14 protein-coding genes are annotated in these 20644 nt (G+C 44.8%); all 14 read left to right on the plus strand.

Features of this window, described 5'->3' with window-relative positions; genetic code table 11:
• Nucleotides 1-267: 267 nt before the first annotated feature.
• The 14 genes from J2736_RS00830 (at nucleotide 268) to J2736_RS00895 (ending at nucleotide 20641) form a co-directional block, all read left to right on the plus strand.
• Complete coding sequence (locus J2736_RS00830) at nucleotides 268-3375, plus strand: efflux RND transporter permease subunit (RefSeq protein WP_310222592.1); 3108 nt, start codon at nucleotides 268-270, stop codon at nucleotides 3373-3375.
• 32 nt (nucleotides 3376-3407) lie between these two features.
• Entirely contained in the window at nucleotides 3408-4661 is a 1254-nt protein-coding gene (locus tag J2736_RS00835; RefSeq protein ID WP_310222594.1) for an efflux RND transporter periplasmic adaptor subunit, read from the plus strand.
• A 27-nt stretch (nucleotides 4662-4688) separates the two neighbouring features.
• Complete coding sequence (locus J2736_RS00840) at nucleotides 4689-6440, plus strand: hypothetical protein (protein WP_310222596.1); 1752 nt, start codon at nucleotides 4689-4691, stop codon at nucleotides 6438-6440.
• A 175-nt stretch (nucleotides 6441-6615) separates the two neighbouring features.
• Nucleotides 6616-8376 carry a cache domain-containing sensor histidine kinase gene (locus J2736_RS00845; protein ID WP_310222598.1) on the plus strand — a complete coding sequence of 587 codons (1761 nt, stop codon included), beginning with the start codon at nucleotides 6616-6618 and terminating at the stop codon, nucleotides 8374-8376.
• A 14-nt stretch (nucleotides 8377-8390) separates the two neighbouring features.
• Complete coding sequence (locus J2736_RS00850) at nucleotides 8391-9950, plus strand: response regulator transcription factor (protein WP_310222600.1); 1560 nt, start codon at nucleotides 8391-8393, stop codon at nucleotides 9948-9950.
• 167 nt (nucleotides 9951-10117) lie between these two features.
• Entirely contained in the window at nucleotides 10118-11983 is a 1866-nt protein-coding gene (iolD, locus tag J2736_RS00855) for a 3D-(3,5/4)-trihydroxycyclohexane-1,2-dione acylhydrolase (decyclizing) (RefSeq protein ID WP_310222602.1), read from the plus strand.
• A gap of 21 nt (nucleotides 11984-12004) precedes the next feature.
• The gene (iolE, locus tag J2736_RS00860; protein WP_310222605.1) at nucleotides 12005-12916 is read left to right on the plus strand and encodes a myo-inosose-2 dehydratase; all 912 of its coding nucleotides are present in this window, start codon (nucleotides 12005-12007) and stop codon (nucleotides 12914-12916) included.
• Nucleotides 12917-12920: 4 nt separating this feature from the next.
• On the plus strand, nucleotides 12921-13931 hold the full coding sequence (iolC, locus tag J2736_RS00865; protein WP_310222607.1) for a 5-dehydro-2-deoxygluconokinase: 1011 nt from the start codon (nucleotides 12921-12923) through the stop codon (nucleotides 13929-13931).
• A 32-nt stretch (nucleotides 13932-13963) separates the two neighbouring features.
• Entirely contained in the window at nucleotides 13964-15409 is a 1446-nt protein-coding gene (locus J2736_RS00870) for a CoA-acylating methylmalonate-semialdehyde dehydrogenase (RefSeq protein ID WP_310222608.1), read from the plus strand.
• Between the two features lie 30 nt (nucleotides 15410-15439).
• On the plus strand, nucleotides 15440-16312 hold the full coding sequence (gene fba / locus J2736_RS00875) for a class II fructose-1,6-bisphosphate aldolase (protein ID WP_310222610.1): 873 nt from the start codon (nucleotides 15440-15442) through the stop codon (nucleotides 16310-16312).
• A 1-nt stretch (nucleotide 16313) separates the two neighbouring features.
• The gene (gene iolG, locus J2736_RS00880; protein ID WP_310222612.1) at nucleotides 16314-17354 is read left to right on the plus strand and encodes an inositol 2-dehydrogenase; all 1041 of its coding nucleotides are present in this window, start codon (nucleotides 16314-16316) and stop codon (nucleotides 17352-17354) included.
• Nucleotides 17355-17373: 19 nt separating this feature from the next.
• Nucleotides 17374-18192, plus strand: coding sequence for a 5-deoxy-glucuronate isomerase (iolB, locus tag J2736_RS00885; protein WP_310222614.1), 819 nt, complete (start codon nucleotides 17374-17376; stop codon nucleotides 18190-18192).
• A gap of 75 nt (nucleotides 18193-18267) precedes the next feature.
• Nucleotides 18268-19281 (plus strand): LacI family DNA-binding transcriptional regulator, encoded by a 1014-nt coding sequence (locus tag J2736_RS00890; protein WP_310222615.1) that lies wholly within the window; start codon nucleotides 18268-18270, stop codon nucleotides 19279-19281.
• A gap of 430 nt (nucleotides 19282-19711) precedes the next feature.
• Entirely contained in the window at nucleotides 19712-20641 is a 930-nt protein-coding gene (locus tag J2736_RS00895) for an ABC transporter permease (protein WP_310225146.1), read from the plus strand.
• Nucleotides 20642-20644 lie beyond the last annotated feature (3 nt).

A 20644-nucleotide genomic window follows, 5' to 3' on the forward strand; every position in this document is an offset into this window, starting at 1 on the left:
ACTTTGAGTTTACTGGTTTTTTTGTGTCTAAAAAATGAAGAACCACAGGTAGTCACAAGCGTTTTAGCCGTTCGTATTACCAAAATATGACTATAATATGACTTTGCTCACCTGTTTTTATGAAGACGAAAAGCTATAATAAATCGTGTTCGAGAAAACATAGAATTGTCAATTTTAGTATACTTATTGTAAATTAATGCCAAGTATGATGAGAGAGTGAGTAGTAAGAATGTAAGTATTAAAGCTGGTGACAGGGGAGAAGTGAGAATGTCCAAGTTAACTGAGTTTTCAATGAAAAATGTGGCAGCGATTTTCATCGTCATGCTGCTGTTGGTCGTAGGAGGAACCTATTCTACAACCACACTAAAGGTAGAAAGCATGCCTGACATTACATTTCCGGTTGTCATTATTAGTACTACCTATGTAGCACCTCCGAAGGATGTTCTTGATGAAATTACGAAGCCATTAGAGAAGGCTGTTGCAGGGTTGGATGGACTCAAAACCCTAAGCTCTGGATCACAGGACAATTACTCACAGATTATCCTAGAGTTAGACCAAGATAAGAAGCCGGAAGATGTTAAAAAAGATGTGGAGAGCTTGATCTCGAATGTTAAGCTGCCTCAAGGATCGGAGAAGCCCAAAGTGTTAACAGCGGGTTTTGCTTCAGAACCAGTCTATTATTTGGCGGTATACGGTGAGACAGGAATGAACCAAACTGAGCTGGATAAAGCCTACAAAGATACGATTCTTCCTGGCTTTAATGGGCTCAAAGGAATCGACCATGTAGACTCTGTAGGCAATCAAGATGCTGTTCTTACCATAAAGCTTGATGCGCCTGCGATAAATAATTATGGTCTAACCCCATCAGAAGTTTCAAGTTTGATCAAAGCATCACTGGTATCTAGCCCTGCAGGTACGGTAGATTTCAATGGAAACACGCAAATGGTTCGAGTCAAAGGTGAAATGGATACAATCTATAACTTGGATAATTTGAAAATCACAACGAAAACAGGCGATACACTGCTTCTCAAACAAATTGCCAAAGTGGAAGCAATCAGTGAGTCCAAGTTCATTGCCCGATTAGATGATCTGCCAGCAATCGGTGTACTGCTTTACAAAACGAAAGCTGCGAATGCAGTGGAATTTGCAGATAGCGCTGATAAGCTTATGACAGATTGGGGTCAAACGCTGCCTGGCGTGAAATTCCACAAAATCTATAATTCTGCCAACGATATTAAAGATTCCATCCACGGAATGGTGCAAGAAGGCGGATTAGGTGCCATACTCGCTTCATTAATGATTTTGCTTTTCCTTCGCAATGCTCGTATGACGATCATCGTACTCGTGTCGATTCCTCTTTCAATCCTTGTCACATTACTATTTATGGGACCTCTAGGTATCTCTTTAAACATCATGACATTAGGTGGCATGGCCATTGCAGTCGGGCGTGTTGTGGATGACAGTATCGTCGTCATTGAAAATATCTATAGTCAGCTGCAAAAAGCCCAAGATCGCAATGAATCCGTTATAAAATTAGCAACGAAACAGGTGTCAAGTGCAATTACTTCTTCAACCATTACAACAGTTGGTGTATTTGGTCCAATTGGGTTCGTAAGTGGGGTCGTTGGTGAAGTATTCCGTCCTTTTGCCATAACATTAGTCGTAGCTCTTATGTCATCATTACTTGTTGCATTGACGGTAATTCCTATGTTAGCGAAGATTATGGTACTTAAAAGTAAGAAACTTACAAGTCACGACGAGAATCACGTTGGGCCAATGGGAGTGAAATATAAGAGGGCACTTATCTGGTCGTTAAATAACCGTATCAAGACACTATTGCTAGCTGGCGTTGCCCTTGTTATCTCGATCATCATTACAGTGCCTAATTTAGCAGTGGCTTTTATGCCGGATAGTGAAGCTGTCAAACAAGGTGTAATTGAGATTAAAATGCCGCGTGAAACATCCATTGAAATGATGAATGAGAAGTCCAAGGAACTCGAAAAAGAATTGAAATTACACAGGGACAAAGCGGGCAAACCTGCATTTAAGTATATTGAATCTCTTGTTGGATATAACCAAAGCAGTGATCGATTTGCCTATCGAGCGATGATGTTCTTCGAGCTAACAGCTGAAACTGATGCGACCGAAGGTGTCAAAACGTATAAAGAAGACATGTTAAAACTGATGCCAGATGGTTCAGATGTGAATATCACACTGTTTACAGGAGGCCCCCCTACCGCAACAGGAGCTGACTTCTCCTACTCCTTGAAAGGGGATGACCAGCTTTATCTTAAACAGGCCTCACAGTTGGTCAAAGATAAAATGAAGGAATTCCCTGAGTTGAACGACATTAAAGACAGCTTGAGTGATTCCAAAACGGAAGTTGAGATCATTGTAAATCAAAATAAAGCACGATTGTACGGACTTTCAAGTGCTCAAATATTGCAAGCCGTCAACGCCTGGATAGCAGAAGAGAAGCTTGGCGATCTGAAATTTAATAACATTACTTATGCCACTAAGGTGATGTTGAATCCAATGTACAAAAACTCTGTAGATAAACTGGGTACTTTCTTGATCAAGACGCCTACGGGTCAGACGATACAGTTGAATGAAGTAGCTCGCGTTGAACAGATTGATGCACCGAATAGTATTAATCGTGAAGATCAAGAACAAATCGTTAGCGTAAGAGCCAAAATTGATGCCACGGATAAAGGCGGCGTCAGTAAGAAAATTACGGAAGAACTGGCCAAGTTAGAACTGCCTTCTGGCGTCACTCGTGAAGTAAAGGGTGTATCCGACGATATTCAAAAAAGTTTTATGCAGATGTTTATGGCTATCATTGCTTCCATCTTCATTGTCTACATGGTGATGGTTGTTGCCTTTGGGAACGCTAGGGCGCCGCTTGCCATTCTGTTTTCACTGCCGCTAGCAGCTATCGGAGGCCTTTTAGGACTACTAATAACGGGCGAATCGATCAATGTAACGTCACTCATCGGCTTCCTCATGCTGATCGGTATCGTTGTCACCAATGCGATTGTACTTGTAGACCGTGTACAGCAACTAAGAGAGCAAGATTACTCGATTCGTGATGCGCTAATTGAAGCTGGAATTACGAGATTGAGACCGATTATCATGACGGCAGGTGCAACGATACTTGCACTGATGCCTTTAGGACTTGGGTTATCGAAAGGAACGATCATTTCCAAAGGTTTGGCTGTTGTTGTTATTGGTGGTCTTACGACTTCTACGCTGCTAACGCTGGTAATCGTACCTATTATGTATGAGATTTTATTTAAAAAAAGAGAAGGCGGCTTCTTCAATAAAAAACGAAAGTTGACTTCCAATCCATCGGAACAAGCAGCATCTGCAACTTAATCATCTATATCGGGGAAAAGGGGAATACGACTATGAAACGTCAGTTGTTTATGATTAAACAGAGCACCAAGATATTCGGTGTCCTCGCGCTTAGCGCGGCGATAGCCGTAGGATGTTCCGCATCACCAGCAGTAAGTCCTGCAGCAACAACAGTTGCCCAAGAAGGGGGTAAAGTTGTGAAAACGGCAAAAATCGCGAAGCAAAAGATTGGAGAACCTTTAGAACAAGTGGGTGATGTCGTATCGTCCGTTCAATTAGATATTATCGCCAAGACTGGTGGCGAAGTCATTGAAATCCTGAAAAAACGTGGAGATATCGTTGAGAAAGGCGACGTGCTTTTTCGATTGGATCCAACGGATGTGCTGATACAAAAGGATTTGAATGCCGTAAGTATCAAAGGAGCACAGGCTGGACTTACGGAGGCAAAACAGAAGATTTCGAACGGAATTGAAGATGCCAAAGATGGTGTTTCTAAATTGGAAACCGCCGTTAGTGATTTGGAGAAAGCCTACAACACGGTTCACAATGAATATGATCTAGGAACTGCTACCAAATCTCAACTAGAGAAGGCAGAAACGGCGCTTAGTAATACAAAGAAAGATTTAGCAAGCGCACGTAGATCTCTGAAGACACTGCAAGAGACGAATTCGTTGGCACAAGTGGAGTCCAGTTTGGAATCGGCGCAAGTAAATGCCAAGAATATCGATAGGTCCCTCAGTAATCTAGAAGTAAAAGCACCTGCCTCTGGTAGGCTGACGGATCTTAATGTTACGGTTGGTCAAACCCTAGCGCCAGGTGGTCGCGTAGGAGAAGTTCAACAGACAAACCCAATTAAAATTAAATCTCAACTTAGCGAAGAATCAGCTAATCTTGTAAGAGGTAAGAGTGAATTGACTTTCTATATACCTGGCGTAACGACGAAAGCAGGAGCCAAGGTAACCTATTTGTCGGATGTGATTAATGGACAATCCAAAGCTTATGATCTGGAATTGGAAGTTCCGAATCCCGATGGCAAGCTGAAACCAGGGTCTAAGGCACAAGTGGAACTAACCAAAGATGATGAACAAAATGTGCCTGTCATTCCAAGCCTTAGCATTGTTCGTGAAGGCGGAAACAACTTTGTTTATGTTCTAAATGGCGATAAGGTACAGAAGCGTAAACTTGAACTTGGTCGGTTGAATGAGACGAATCAAGAAGTTATTTCTGGGGTTAAAGAAGGAGAGATTCTGATTATTTCCGGACAACATCAACTGAAAGATCAAGACACGGTCAAAGTGAGCAACTAACCTAATAGTTTAGAGGAGGACAAATAAGTGAATAGGAAGATGAAAAGATCTTTAGCTACTCTCGTTCTATCAGTTGTACTTTTATCTGCTGCATCTTTACCTGCATGGGCTGCCGATGGTCAAAACTTGGCAGCACTAACTGCAGCAAGTACGCATGTTAGCTATGCGCTTTCTAATAAAATTGAGATTGAAATAAAAAGCATACTCAATGAGCACGAATCGGATCGGACGAAGTTAGGTACCGTCATTCGAATGAGAAATACAAGTGATAAAATCACGCGTATACCTGATTTTGAACTACGGGTACTATTGGCAGACGGCATCGCTTATACACTGCAGCCAAGTGCCAAAAATCCGAAATCTATCCAACCCAAGAGTCAGTTGGAGCTCAGCTACTTGTCGATCGTTGATCGCAGTGACGATGTTGATGTAACGAGCCTTAATTTTATAGATGTGAATATGGACGTATATCCGAAGGAAGAAACAGCACTGCTTACGGTCCCTGTTGAGGCAGGTATGGTCTGGAATGGAAGTGACAGTACAATAACGAATTCTTCCGCGATACTGAAATGGGGAGAAGCATTTACTTTACCTTCATTGCGCTCGCCGCTTAACTTCCTTCCTGTCGACATTCATAAAGAAGTTACAGCCAAAGGAGTTTCCACAGTTGTTCAAATTGCAGTCGTAAATCCAACGAAAGAGCGTCAAACTGTGCCAAACTTTGGAATCGATGGGAAGACAGAGCGTAACGTTTATTCCGGTAGTCGTGCGGAAACTTCGGTCGTTCTTGATCCGGGTGAGAAGAAATATATCCATATCGTCATTCCAACAGATCTGGATACGGCATTCACCAGCTTGAATGTAGTGACACCGGAGAGTTTCAGCGTTGTGACGGGGGATGGTAAGTTCCAAGAAGACACGTATCGGGTTGGACGTGTTAATATACTTCTCCCTACAGGAGCTGCGACGCAGGGCGTCATCCCTTCTCCGGAATATACGTTAGGTACGCCAGTTAGATTAGATTCAACGAATAAATTCGTTCCGTCTAATGTCGATGTGTCTTTGGTTGAATTACACGTAACAAGTAACGAAGACGATGGATTTAACACCGCAGTAGCCAAGTTTAAATTGACGAACAACAGCGATCGTCCAATCCCAATTCCGGCGATCCAAACGGAACTTGTGAGTATTGACGGTTATGCTTATGGGGGAAGAAGACAAGAAGCTACCGCACTAAGTGTTGTCCCTAATGCCTCGTATGTGGTTAGCTATTCTTATGCACTACCTGCCTCAGAGACGGGGGAAGGTTTGAAAATGAACCTCTACAGCCAACAATCGAATGGAGAAGTATCGTTCAAATCGCTTCTTGCCACAGCAAAGGTACCTGTACAGGAGAATGATGAGACAAGTAAAATAATGAACGTGTATCCCTATGAAATTACGATCAAAGATTGGACGATTTCAGCTATGTATCAAGCCAATATGAGTTATGATTATAAGCTGAAGCTTGATTTGAGCATCAAGCCAGATAAAATGGTCACGGTGGATAAGTTTAATAGTAAGCTCTCATTCGAATTATTTGATAATGTTGGAAATCCAGTTGGGAAAGCCGTTGAATCCTTATCAGGAGAAGGCCGTTTGTACAATGGTAGCAACACAATAGATTTAAATGCGAGATCCAATCAACTTGATTTCCCGATTCAGGTCAAAGTTTTTGAGGTTTTCGCGAACGAATATGGTGAATCCGTTAAGCGGTTGTTGACTACTTTTAAACAATAGATGAGATGAAAAGGACCGATGCTCCCTTAATTTAGGGACATCGGTTTTGCTTTGTTTAAGTTCTGAAACTAAAAAGTTAGCGAGAAAACAATAAATGTTGTTATAATATCGTCAAAGGTTAGGTCACTTATAACAAAGGGGTCATGAGATGTTATCCTGGATTCGAAATGTAATCATGATTAATCGCAGCTTCAGGGTGAAACTAATTCTCAGTTTATCGATCATTATTTTATTAGCTTTTTGCTTAACCGGTTATTTGACTTATCGTTATAACTTGAACCTGTTTGAAGAAGAAATCAGCAAGCAGTTTTCCAGCACGAACGAAGAAGCGTTGGCGAAGTTGGATCTTAAGGTGCAAGAGGTAGTTCGAATTTCACAAACCGTGGTATTTAATCCATCCATTGAGAAGCTGATTTCACGCATTAATTTGAATGAAAGCTCTGATGCCTTTGATCGGTATTATGATAAAAAGCAAATTGAAGATCAAGTCTACCAGCTCAAATCGGATGCGCCTTATATCACCGGAATGTACCTGTATGATTTGAACGGGAATCCATCGTATTTCAGCTATACGACTTCTACGATTAATGCGCCAAATGAAAACGTTTTCAAAGAAATCCGTTCCAAAATTAGCGATACTTCTGGTGATCTGGTATGGATGAGCATGCCACTCGCCTCCTCGATAGAGCCGAGCGGTTATCGAAACACGATTATTGTCGCTAGGTTTATGAAAAATAGTTTTTTGACAACGTATGGTGTACTTGTTATGGCTTTTGATGAATCCTTTTTCTCAGGCTCGCTCAAGGAGCTGACGAAGGCAGGCCAAGGCCAGGTCTACTTGTTTAATAAGAATAGTGAGCTTTTATTTACGAATTCACCAGTCCCTCATGATCAACTAGAGCAGCTTCAAACGATGAATCGAACGCAATTAATGGAGCATCATTTGTATGTACAAGGACAATCCGAGGTGACGAATTTTAAACTCGTCAGTGGAACATCGTTAACGGAGATACAATCCCGAAGCCGTGATTTATTTAAGATGATTGTGTACTCGGGTTTGGTGAGTATTCTACTTGCTAGTGTGCTAATTATTCTGTCCACGGGGAATTTGCTCCGTCCTCTTAAGGAGCTGTTGCTGGGCCTGCGGAAGGTAAGATCCGGTGATTTTGAAACGCGAATTGACATACGAACTCACGATGAATTAGCGTATATCGGCGAAAGCTTTAATGCCATGGCTGAGCAAGTTGGAAGACTCATTAAGGAAGTGTACATGACGCAACTAAGTGAAAAAGAGGCTGAGCTTAAGGCGCTGCAAGCGCAGTTAAATCCTCATTTTCTGCATAATATGTTCAATGAAATTTACTGGAAACTCTATTTACAAGATGAAACGGAGACCGCTGCCTTGATCGCTGCCATCTCGGAAATGCTCAAATATTCGTTGATGCCTGTGCGAACGCTGACCACGGTTAAGGAAGAGTTTCAGCAGATCCGTAACTATTTGAAGATACAGAAGGAACTGTTTGAAACTGATTTGGAGGCTATTATTCAAGTGGATGAGGACGTCATGGACGTTCAGGTGATGCGCTCACTCCTGCAACCTTTGGTAGAAAATGTGTTCATGCATGCGTTCCGCAATATGGTATCCCATAAAGTTCTGATTATTAGAGCAAGCGGCCGAGATGGATTTCTAGAAATAGATGTGACGGATAATGGGTGTGGCATGGACGAGAAAGCGATCTTACAAATCTTAGGGGTACAGGGTACATCACTGCCTCAACGCACAGATGGACGAGAAAGTCTTGGTGTGCGAAGTGTTGTGCGAAGAATTGAGCTGGTGCATGGCGCCCCGTATCGCATGGAGATCTCAAGTGTAGTAGGTAGTGGAACGAACATGCGTCTTATTCTGCCTCATCTAACAAATACCGAAATAACGTGAAAGGAGATGATGAGATGCGAAACGGAAGAGTGTTGATTGTCGAAGATCAGATGAATTTCAGAAGGGGACTCGTTAAAATGATGCAAAGTGGAGATCTGGGCTGGCAAGTGGTCGGTGAGGCTGGCAATGGGCAGGATGCCTTGACAATGCTAGAAGAGCATGAACCAGATCTTGTTCTCACAGATATTCGCATGCCCATCATGGATGGGATTGAATTCGTGGGTCATCTACGAAAGAATTATCCGGATATGATCGTCATCATCCTAACAGGATACAAGAACTTTGAGTATGCCCAGGCCGCTGTGCGGTTAGGTGCTTTGGATATTCTGATTAAGCCATGTACGGAACAAGATGTTCGCCAAATCATGAACAAAGCTTCTGAGCGGTTTTATGAGAAATACGCGCTTCAGCAGAAACAACGCATGCAAATGCAAGTGCAGCAAGATCAAGAATTTCGTGCGGTATTGCTTGACCTCCCTTATGAAATGAGTACGTTAGCAAGCGTGGATTGTGTTCTAGCGGGCAAAGAATTGTGGTTGTTGCATCTGAATAATGACGATTTGACGAATAAGGCAGCCAATGGTAAACGGGATATGAGCTTATTACAATTTGCCTTTTCAAATATCGTTGAAGAGTTAATGAAGGAAGCAGGGCTGGAAACGCGGCTCCTATTAGTGGAACAGGATACTTTCTTGTTAGTGACAGAATATCAGCAACTAGAAGAAAGTCTGCAAAGCAGCATTTCTAAGGCATCTTTTGAATATTTAATCATTCATACAAGTCTAATTTCTATGGGAATTGCACCAGCAGCAAGTGAACTGGCAGAGCGATATCTATTGACGAAAGAGGCCGTTTCGGATCCCATTCAAGTACCTGCCCTAACCACGAGTGAAGTGGGAACCGGTATTCTTCTTTCACAGCATCAAGCAAGGGTTAGAGAGATGGAAGTCCAACTGATGTCGGCCATTCTAGTGGGTCAAGAGGATAGTCTGCATGTATTATTAAATCGGGTTCTAGCAGAGTTGGGACACACATCGCCAGAGGAGATGAGAATTGGCGCATTATCGCTTTCTATAGCCATGCATGGAACGATCCAAAAGCAATTTGATCCTGCTGCTAGGCAGGCATTAGCAAGGATGCCAAGCGAGATGCCGCAGAATCATTGGACCTCGAAAGAGGTGCTGGATTGGGCAGCCGAGCAAGTGAAGTACTTCCTACTCCAATTCAACCATTGGCAAGTATCCAAAAGTGATAATGTGGTCGAGCGAGCCATAAAATATATTGAAGAGCACTACAATGAGGAGTGCCGATTGACAGATGTTGCGACGCATATCCATTTGAATCCAAGCTATTTTAGTGTCGTTTTTAAAAAGGCGACGGGGGAAAGCTTTACGCGCTTTGTTACCCGTGTGCGTATGGATAAAGCAGCTTTACTCCTCCGGAATACGGATATGAAAATATTCGAAATCGCTTGTGCCATCGGCTTTGATGAACCGAATTATTTCACGAATGTATTCAAACAGCAGTTTCATATGTCACCAAAGGAATACAGGAGTGGGAAGTTAACGACATAAAGCTCGTGATGCTGGGGATGTAAGGGAGCGACTAAAGAGTAGAAAAAAGTATTGCGAGTAAAATGAAAATACAGTATGATCGGATTAAGCGCTTAACCCCTGATGTGGGATGAGCGTTTTAGATTAAAAGATTAAGCGCTTAACCTCTAATGTGAAGGGAGATTAACATGCGTACAATTCGACTTACGATGGCACAGGCACTTCTTCGCTTTCTAGACCAACAATACGTTTCCATCGATGGACATGAGACTAAATTTGTTCGAGGCGTCATGGGAATATTCGGACATGGCAATGTAACGGGGATCGGAGAAGCATTGGAGTACAGCGCAGGCGACCTAACTTACATACAAGGCAAGAATGAGCAAGGGATGGTCCACACTGCAACCGCTTACGCGAAGCAGAAGAATCGGCAGCAGATCTATGCCTGCACAACTTCCATAGGACCAGGTGCACTGAATATGGTTACCGCTGCGGCAACTGCCACCGTCAATCGGATTCCGGTTCTGCTGCTGCCGGGCGATAATTTTGCTTCGAGACAGCCGGATCCCGTCTTGCAGCAGCTTGAAATGACTAGCGATTACACGGTATCCGCAACAGATGCTTTCAAATCCGTGAGCAAGTACTGGGATCGGATCGTTCGTCCTGAGCAGTTGATGAGTGCGGCCACTCAAGCGATGCGTGTATTAACGGATCCTGCGGAAACAGGAGCAGTGACTTTAGCACTTCCCCAAGATGTACAGGCGGAGGCCTATGATTATCCAGAAACTTTTTTCGAAAAGAAAATTCATTATATCGATCGACGACCTGCGTCGCAGGAAGCTGTCCAACGAGCGGCAGCCGTGATGGTAGGTAAGAAGCGTCCGTTAATCATTGCTGGCGGCGGCGTGCTCTATGCAGAAGCGACGAAAGAGCTAGCGGCATTTGCCGAAGCGTTCGGCATTCCAGTTGCGGAAACGCAAGCGGGGAAAAGCGCGATGCCATGGAACCATGCGCTGCATGTCGGAGCCATTGGTGTTACTGGCGCACTTGCTGCGAATAAGCTAGCGAAGCAGGCGGATCTAATTATCGGCGTAGGAACGCGATATTCGGATTTTACCACCGCTTCCAAATCAGCTTTTGCGAATGACGATGTGCAATTTATCAATATCAACATTAGCGGCTTCGATTCATCGAAGTTAGGCGGTATTTCAATTACGGCTGATGCAAAGGAAGCCCTAAACGTGCTGCGTGAAGTGCTGGTATCCCGTGAATATACGAGCAGCTACGAAACAGGTTACTTATCCGCTTTGAAAGATGAGTGGGATCGTGAAGTGGACCGTTTATATCAAGCAGCGTGTGCAGAAGGCTTTGCTCAGACGCAAGCACTGGGTGTTATCAATGCTACGATTGATCCTTCCTCTGTTGTTGTTTGTGCGGCGGGAAGTCTTCCTGGTGATATGCACCGTCTATGGCGATCAACCGAGCCCAAAACGTACCACATGGAGTACGGCTTCTCCTGTATGGGATATGAAGTGAGCGGTGCCTTCGGAGCCGCATTAGCGGAACCAGGGCGTGAGGTTTATGCGATTGTCGGGGACGGCAGCTACTTAATGCTTCACTCCGAATTAGTGACAAGCTTGCAAGAAGGTCAGAAGTTCACCATCCTGCTATTTGATAATCATGGCTTCCAATGCATTCATAATCTGCAACGCAGTCAAGGCAGCGAAGGCTTCGGGAATGAATTCCGTTATCGGGAAGCAGGCACGCGTAAGCTGACAGGAGGCTATATGCCGATTGATTTCGCGGCACATGCGCGAAGCTTAGGAGCGGTTTCGTACAAAGCGACCAATTCCGAAGAGCTTAAGGCAGCTTTACTTCAAGCGCAAAAGGAAACCATCACAACCTTAATCGAAATTCCAGTTGTACCTGGAACGAACACAGGCAGCTATGAGTCTTGGTGGCAAGTCGGTGTGCCCGAAGTTTCCGAGAGCTCGAAAGTCGTCGCAGCACATGAAGAGATGAAGAAAAACATACAAGCGGCGAAACCCATTTAACGAAGAAGAGGTGACCTAACGATGGCAGAACTACCTTTTAAGCTAGGCATACATCCCATTAATTGGGTGGGCGAAGACGTGAAGGAGCATGGCGCTGATACCACATTTGAACAAATCGTTGATGATATTCAGAAGCTTGGATTAACCGGGACGGAGATGGGACGCAAGTACCCGACCGATATCAACGTGTTAAAGAGAGAATTATCAGAACGAGGAATTGGGCTTGTATCTCAGTGGAAATCAGTCTTGTTCTCGGATCCCGCTTATCAAGAAGAAGAGCTGGAAGCTTACCGCAAGCATGTGTTATTTCTAAAAGAAATGGGCAGCACCGTAATCTCAACAGCAGAAGTCGGGGGTTCACTCCATTTTGATCCGCGTCGTACGCCGAATGAGAAAGAAGTTCTTCGCCTCGATGAAGCAGGCTGGCAGAGCTTAGCGGAAGGGCTAAATCGTGCGGGCGCTATTGCAGCTGAACATGGTCTGAAGCTAACCTATCACCACCATGGTGGAACCGTTGTTGAATCACCGGAAGAAATTGATCGACTGATGGAGCTGACGGATCCTTCCTTGGTCTACCTGTTGTTTGATACGGGTCACACCTACTACGGTGGTGGAGATCCATTGACGGTATTGCGCAAACATTACAACCGAATTGCCTACATTCACTTGAAGGATATACGTCAAGAGGTGCTGGACGAAGCGCGTGCAGAGCAGGTCGATTTCGTAACCTGTATCCGTAAAGGCGTGTTTACTGTACCGGGGGATGGCTGTCTTGATTTTGCACCCATTTTCCAAGAGTTGTTGAAGCGCGAATATACAGGGTGGGCCATGCTCGAAGGTGAGCAAGATCCCGCAACCCATAATGCATACGAATATGCGAAAAATGCACTGGACTATATACATTCTTTATTAAACAAAGAAAGCAGGTTATAAGACCATGACCTATGTGACGTTTCCAGAAGCGAAAGAGCTTGATTTTGTTGCTATCGGCAGATTATGTATCGATTTAAACGCGAACGAGATTCACCGTCCAATGGAAGAAACGATGACATTCACGAAATATGTGGGCGGATCACCGGCTAATATTACGATTGGGATGTCCCGTTTAGGAATGAAAACTGCTTTTATTGGCAAAATCGCCAACGATCAGATGGGCCGCTTCATCGCTTCCTACTTAGAGCGTAACGCGATCGACACGAGCAATGTCGTAACAGATCGCACAGGTGCTGTAACCGGGCTTGCTTTTACAGAAATTAAGAGCCCCACAGATTGCAGCATTCTGATGTATCGCGATAACGTCGCTGATCTGAAATTAACGCCGAATGAGGTTCAGGAATCGCTGATCGCAGGTGCCAAAGTATTGCTCATTTCCGGTACAGCGTTAGCGCAAAGTCCATCCCGTGAAGCTGTGTTTCAAGCTTTGGATTATGCGAAAAAGCATGGGGCTGTGATCGTGTTCGATCTCGATTACCGTCCATATACGTGGACATCACCGGAAGAGACCGCTGTGTACTATAACTTGGCTGCGGAGAAATGCGATATCGTCCTCGGTACACGTGAAGAGTTCGATATGATGGAGAAATTTGAGCATAATCCTGAAAAAGATGATCATATCACGGCTGCCAAATGGTTTGATTATTCTGCTAAGATTGTGATTATCAAGCATGGCAAAGACGGTTCAATCGCCTACACACGGGATGGTGTCGGTCATCGCGCCAAAAGCTTCCCTGCTAAGGTCGTTAAGACATTTGGAGCTGGTGATTCTTATGCAGCAGGGTTTATTTATGGTGTTATGCAGGGTTGGACACTAGAGAAGAGTATGGAATACGGAAGCGCTGCGGCTTGTATCGTTATTTCCAGCCACAGCTGTTCAGATGCAATGCCAACTGCTGCTGCTGTAGATGATTATATTGAACGTTGCAATCGTGGAGAAATTACGGCCTCATAATATCGTATCAACCCTAAAGGAGCGAAATCGTTATGACACATACATTGAAAAACTGGATTGGCGGCGAATGGGTCGCATCATCCGCTACACAAACGGAGCCTGTTTATAATCCGGCAACGGAAGAGATTCTTGCTTATATTCCAATCTCTACAAAAGAGGAAGTCGATCAAGCGGTACGTAATTCCCAAGAAGCATTCCAATCTTGGAGCCGTACACCTGTTCCGAAGAGAGCAAGAGTCCTATTCAAATACCAACAGCTCCTTGTTGATCACTGGGAAGAACTGGCTCGCATCGTGACAAAGGAAAACGGCAAAAGTTACTCCGAAGCGTATGGTGAAGTACTTCGCGGCATCGAGTGTGTGGAGTTCGCCGCTGGCGCACCTACACTGATGATGGGGAAACAGCTTCCGGATATTGCATCCAATCTGGAGTCCGGTATGTACCGTTACCCTATCGGAGTTATTGGCGGCATCACACCATTCAACTTCCCGATGATGGTACCATGTTGGATGTTCCCACTCGCGATCGCCTGCGGCAATACGTTCGTATTGAAGCCGTCAGAGCGTACGCCTCATTTGGCTAACCGCCTGGCCGAATTGTTCCACGAAGCTGGATTGCCAGCAGGCGTGCTGAACATCGTTCACGGCGCGCATGATGTGGTGAATGGTCTTCTCGAGCACAAAGATATTAAAGCCATCTCCTTCGTGGGCTCCCAGCCAGTAGCTGAATATGTCTACAAAACAGCAGCAGCGAACGGGAAACGCGTGCAAGCACTTGCTGGGGCGAAAAATCACTCGATCGTCATGCCCGACGCGAACTTATCCATTGCCGTGAAGGAAATCACGAATGCTGCTTTCGGTTCTGCAGGTGAGCGTTGTATGGCATGCGCTGTGGTTGTGGCAGTTGGAGATGTAGCGGATACATTAGTTAGCAAGCTGCTTGAAGCGGCAGATGCGATTACGATTGGCAACGGAAATGAAGAAGGTGTGTTCTTAGGTCCTGTCATTCGTGGCGGACATAAAGAACGTACATTGAAATATATTGAAATCGGTGAAAATGAAGGCGCGATTATGGTTCGTGATGGTCGGAAGGACGCAGCTGTATCCGAGGCTGGCTACTTCGTTGGACCGACGATTTTCGATGGAGTGCAATGTGAGATGAAAATTTGGGAAGATGAAATTTTCGCTCCTGTCCTTTCCATCGTGCGCGTGGCCACGTTGGAAGAAGCGATTGAGATTTCCAACCGTTCCGAATTTGCGAATGGGGCATGCCTCTTTACCCAAGATGGCAGCAACGTACGCCAATTCCGTGAAACGATTGATGCTGGCATGCTGGGGATTAATCTTGGCGTACCTGCACCGATGGCGTTCTTCCCTTTCTCAGGCTGGAAAAAGTCATTCTACGGCGATTTGCATGCCAATGGTACGGATGGCGTGGAATTCTATACGCGCAAAAAAATGGTAACGGCTCGCTGGTAACAGCGAGTTTCCGCCAGAAAGGAGTACATCATGACACTCGTCTCGATGAAAGACATGTTGCAGACGGCTTTGGAAGGGAAATATGCCGTTGGGCAATTTAATTTGAATAATTTGGAATTCACACAGGCGATCTTGCAAGCGGCTCAACTCGAGCAATCGCCTGTGATTCTTGGTGTAAGTGAGGCTTATATTCCTTATATGGGTGGGCTTCCCTGCATCGTGGGCATGGTGAAAGCGTTGATTGAGCACTACGGCATTACAGTGCCTGTTGCTCTTCATTTGGACCATGGTACCTCCTATGACTTGTGTATCCAAGCGATGCACGCTGGCTTTACGTCTGTGATGATCGATGCGTCTCATCATTCCCTTGCACATAATATCGAAGTGACACGTCATGTGACACTAGCTGCGCATGTGCTAGGGGTAACTGTGGAGTCGGAGCTAGGGCGAATTACAGGACGCGAAGATGATCTGGTCGTGGATGAAGCCGAGGGTATGTATGCGGTGTCTGAGGATTGCGTAAAGCTGGTGAAGGAAACAGGCATCGATTGCCTAGCACCAGCACTTGGTTCCGTTCACGGTCCTTATCGTGGACAGCCTAAGTTAGGTTTTGACCGGATGGCTGAAATTAGAGATCTGACGGGGCTGCCGCTTGTGCTTCATGGAGGAAGCGGGCTTCCCGATGATGAGATTCGCCAAGCTATTGCTTGCGGAACCGCCAAAATCAATGTTAATACAGACAATCAGATCGCGTGTACAGCTACAATTCGCACATTTTTGAATGATCATCCAGACGCTTATGATCCTAGAAATTATTTGATTCCAGCAAGAGAAGCGATTATTGCATCGGTGAGGTCCAAGATTCAACTATTCGGCAGTTCAGGTAAAGCGGGAGGCATATAGGATGAAAAAGATCAGAATCGGTATGATCGGCGCAGGCCGTATTGGAAAAATTCACGCGGACAATTTAATACGGAACCCGCAAGTTGAGATTATTGCAGTGAGTGATTTGTTTGCAGGTCCTGAGTTGGATGCTTGGGCAGCAGATCGCAATATCGCGCTAGTGACAAAGGATAGCAATGAACTTATTTCTCATCCAGATATCGATGCCATTTTCATATGTTCGTCTACCGATACACATGTTCCGTTGATTGTGCAAGCAGCACGTGCGGGTAAACATATTTTCTGTGAAAAACCGATCTCGATGGAGCTTACCAAAACAGAATCAGCTATTGATGAAGTGAAGAAGGCCGGCGTGAAACTGCAGATTGGTTTTAACCGTCGATTTGATCATAATTTCAAGCGTGTACAAGAAGTGGTGCAAGGCGGGGGGATCGGCGATCCTCATATCATTAAAATAACGTCACGCGATCCGAATCCGCCTCCTATCGATTATGTTAAAGTTTCTGGCGGCATTTTCATGGATATGATGATTCATGACTTTGATATGGCGCGTTTCGTATCAGGCAGTGAGGTTGAGGAAGTATTTGCAGTTGGCAACGTGTTGATCAACCCTGCATTTGCCGAGCATGGCGATGTGGATACAGCAGTTGTGACGCTTCGTTTTGCTAATGGCGCGTTAGGTGTGATTGATAACAGTCGTCAAGCCGTATATGGCTATGATCAACGGGTTGAAGTGTTCGGCTCCAAAGGCAGTGTCGTCGTTGCGAATGATCATCCCAATACGGCTGTGATTTCAACAGCAGATGCGATTGTGAGTGATAAGCCCTTGCATTTCTTCCTAGAGCGTTATCAAGCGGCTTACATTGAGGAAACGCAAATGTTTATTGATGCGATTTTGAACGATAAGTGTGTCCCTGTCAGTGGTGATGACGGGGTTCAAGCAGAACGGATTGCGTTAGCTGCAAAGCTCTCTTCTCGTTTGGGCAGACCCGTGAAAGTCAGCGAAGTCTTGGCATTGCTTCAAGAAACTGCAGTTTCCTAAGAAAGGGAGGGACGTTATTATGTCCAAACTAATCGTAACGCCAGCCTCTTCTCCGAATGAGGAAGGCCGTATTTTACAAGTTACGCCGGAATCGGCGGGCTGGCAGTATGTTGGATTCGAGGTTGTCCAGCTGGAAGCAGGAGAAACCTTGCGACGTGAAACTGGCGATCAAGAAGTATGCCTTGTGCTATTGAGTGGCAAAGCGGATGTGCGTACAAAGGAAGAGCAATGGCACGGAATTGGTCAGCGCATGAGTGTATTTGAGCAAATCCCGCCATACTCTGTCTATGTGACTAGTCATGATAGCTATGAAGTGACGGCGTTAACTTCCTTGCAGATCGCTGTTTGCTCAGCTCCAAGTGCGGGGAATCATCGTTCGCGATTAATTGCGCCAGCGCAAGTAGGTGTAGAAACGCGTGGGTACGGGAATATTGAGCGTTACATTCATAATATTTTGCCTGAGTCAGAGCCTGCCGATAGTTTGCTTGTCGTCGAAGTATTTACACCGAATGGCCATTGGTCCAGTTATCCGCCGCACAAACATGATCGTGATGCGCTTCCAGACGAATCCTTTTTGGAAGAAACGTATTATTTCCGTGTTCAGCCCGAGCAAGGCTTTGCGGTACAAAGGGTATACACGGACGATCGTTCACTAGATGAGACGTTAGTTGTTAAAAATGGAGAAGTTGTACTCGTTCCGCGTGGCTATCATCCGGTATCTGCACCTCCGGGCTATGATGTGTATTATTTAAATGTCATGGCAGGACCTACGCGAACGTGGAAATTTCACAATGACCCAGCCCATGCCTGGATCATGACGAAGCCGAGCGAGTCGTAAGGCGGTTGCAAGTTCTCTGAAGCCCCGTCATAATGGGGGAATAACTGTATTCTTCAAGAAAAATGGGGTAGTAACATGAAGGCAACCATTTACGATGTGGCGAGAGAAGCTGGCGTGTCTATTGCAGCGGTTTCTCAGGTCATGAACGGTAAAGGGAAAATAAGTGAAGAGCGGCGCGCTGAGATTCTCAAAGTGATGGAAAAGCTCAATTATCAACCGAGTGTCATCGCATCTGCACTTACGGGTAAAAAAACATATACCTTAGGGCTGCTTGTCCCTGATATATCCAATCCTTTCTTTGCAGAAATCGCAAGGGCTGTAGAGGACCAAGGACATAATTTGGGATACAGTCTTGTCATATGCAGTACGGATAATAAAGACGAACGCGTGGAACGCTACTTGTCCTTACTTCAACAGAAAAGCGTGGATGGGATGATTATCGGTACCGGGATGGATAACAAGGAGATGCTAACACCGCTCATGGAGCGCTCGATTCCAGTTGTCATGATCGCCCGGGAGATGCCCGATTTGGCCGTACATACTGTTGTTGTGGACGATTTCGTTGGGGGCAAGCTAGCTGCGGAGCATCTGCTCAAGCTAGGTCATGTCAACATGGCCATCCTTGCGGAACATACCAAAGTGACAAGTAGTCGCGAGCGGGTAAGAGGCTTTATGAGCACCTTGACGGAAGCAGGCATTCAACTCCCTGAAGAGCGAGTGCGCAACTGTCGTTACACCGTAGAAGACGGGAAACGTCAGGCGATTGAACTTCTGGAGAAGTCGGCTGCCGCAAGACCAACCGCACTTTTTTGCTGTAACGATATGCTCGCGATTGGTGCCTTGCAAGCGGCTAAGCAATTAAAGCTGCGTGTTCCTGAGGATATTTCGGTGATCGGTTTCGATAATACGATTCTAGCCTCAGTGACGGATCCTCCGCTTACCACAATTGCCCAGCCGATTGAACCGATGGGCAAGCATGTGGTCGATCTGCTCATCCTAGAGCTGAAGAAGAAATCGCAAGCCAAGCAACGCGTCGTTATGCGGCCGGAGCTTATCATCCGACAATCCACGACGGTTCCTGCCAAGTAATCGTAGAAGGAAGCGAAGACTGCTTTCCCTTTGGGGGAGGCAGTTTTTTTCATCTAGCAACGCGCGCCTAGGATTCGCGCGCGTTGGCTAGTTTTGATATAACTGCAAAAATACATCCTTTTTTACGTATATGCCATAAAAAGGGTGAATTCGGTGAAAAAAGATGAGTATTCGCATCTTTCCTAATAGAACGTGACTTCTCTAGCGAAAAAAGATGCATATCCGCTTCTTTTTTTAGATTCTGACTTTCGGAGGACGGAGCAGACGTGCTCATCTAAAATCCTCTAGAAATGACCCAATGAATTTATAGTTTCTTCTATAATTTTTTAAGGGTTTTTCCTATAAAAACTTATATCATAGGGGTATAAGATTAATGTGAAGGAGTGAAGCAAACATGAATGGGAATATGATGAAAACTCCTAACATCCAGATGACTCAAAGTGAACAAAATGCTTTACGACTAAAACGACGAAGAAGATTAAAGCAGAATATTCCTTTGTTTATCATGCTGGTTCCTGTAATTGCTTACTACATTCTGTTTAAATACTGGCCTATGGGCGGACTTGTTATCGCTTTCAAAAACTACAATTTTGCAGATGGCATCTTGTCGAGTCCTTGGGTGGGACTGAAAAACTTCAAGATATTATTCTCCAGTTCCAATACGCTGCAAATTTTGTGGAACACGTTTTGGTTAAGTTTTCTGAGTTTAGTATTTGGATTTCCAATGCCAATATTCCTAGCTATTTTACTGAATGAGGTTAGGAAATCTTGGTTCAAACGATGGGTACAGACGATTGTCTATCTACCGCATTTCTTCTCTTGGGTCATTGTTTCTGGAATTGTGTTGTCCCTATTCGCTACGGATTATGGGTCCATTAACAAGGTACTTGCCTTGTTTGGAATTGAATCTATTAACTTCCTGTACGAATCCCAATTCTGGTTAGCTATTTTTGTTGGATCAGGAATTTGGAAGGAAATGGGATTTAGTACGATCATTTATCTAGCTGCTCTAACGACCATTGATCCATCACTTTACGAATCAGCTGCCATGGATGGCGCTGCAAAATGGCGTCAAATATGGCATGTAACGATCCCAGGCATTCGTCACACGATCATCTTATTACTCATACTAGCCATGGGTAAGATTATGGAAGTAGGCTTTGATCAAGTCTATAACTTACAGAACGCTGGCGTTTCAGATGTGTCAGAGGTTATCAGTACTTATATTTATAAAATTGGTTTAGGCAATGCACAGTTTAGCTTAACGACAGCTATGGGATTCTTTGAATCCATCATTAGTTGCAGTCTTGTACTTATCGCTAATCAGATCGCTAGGAAATATGATCAGGCTCTTTTCTAGACA

This window comes from Paenibacillus qinlingensis, assembly GCF_031455095.1.
Classification (GTDB): domain Bacteria; phylum Bacillota; class Bacilli; order Paenibacillales; family NBRC-103111; genus Paenibacillus_E; species Paenibacillus_E qinlingensis_A.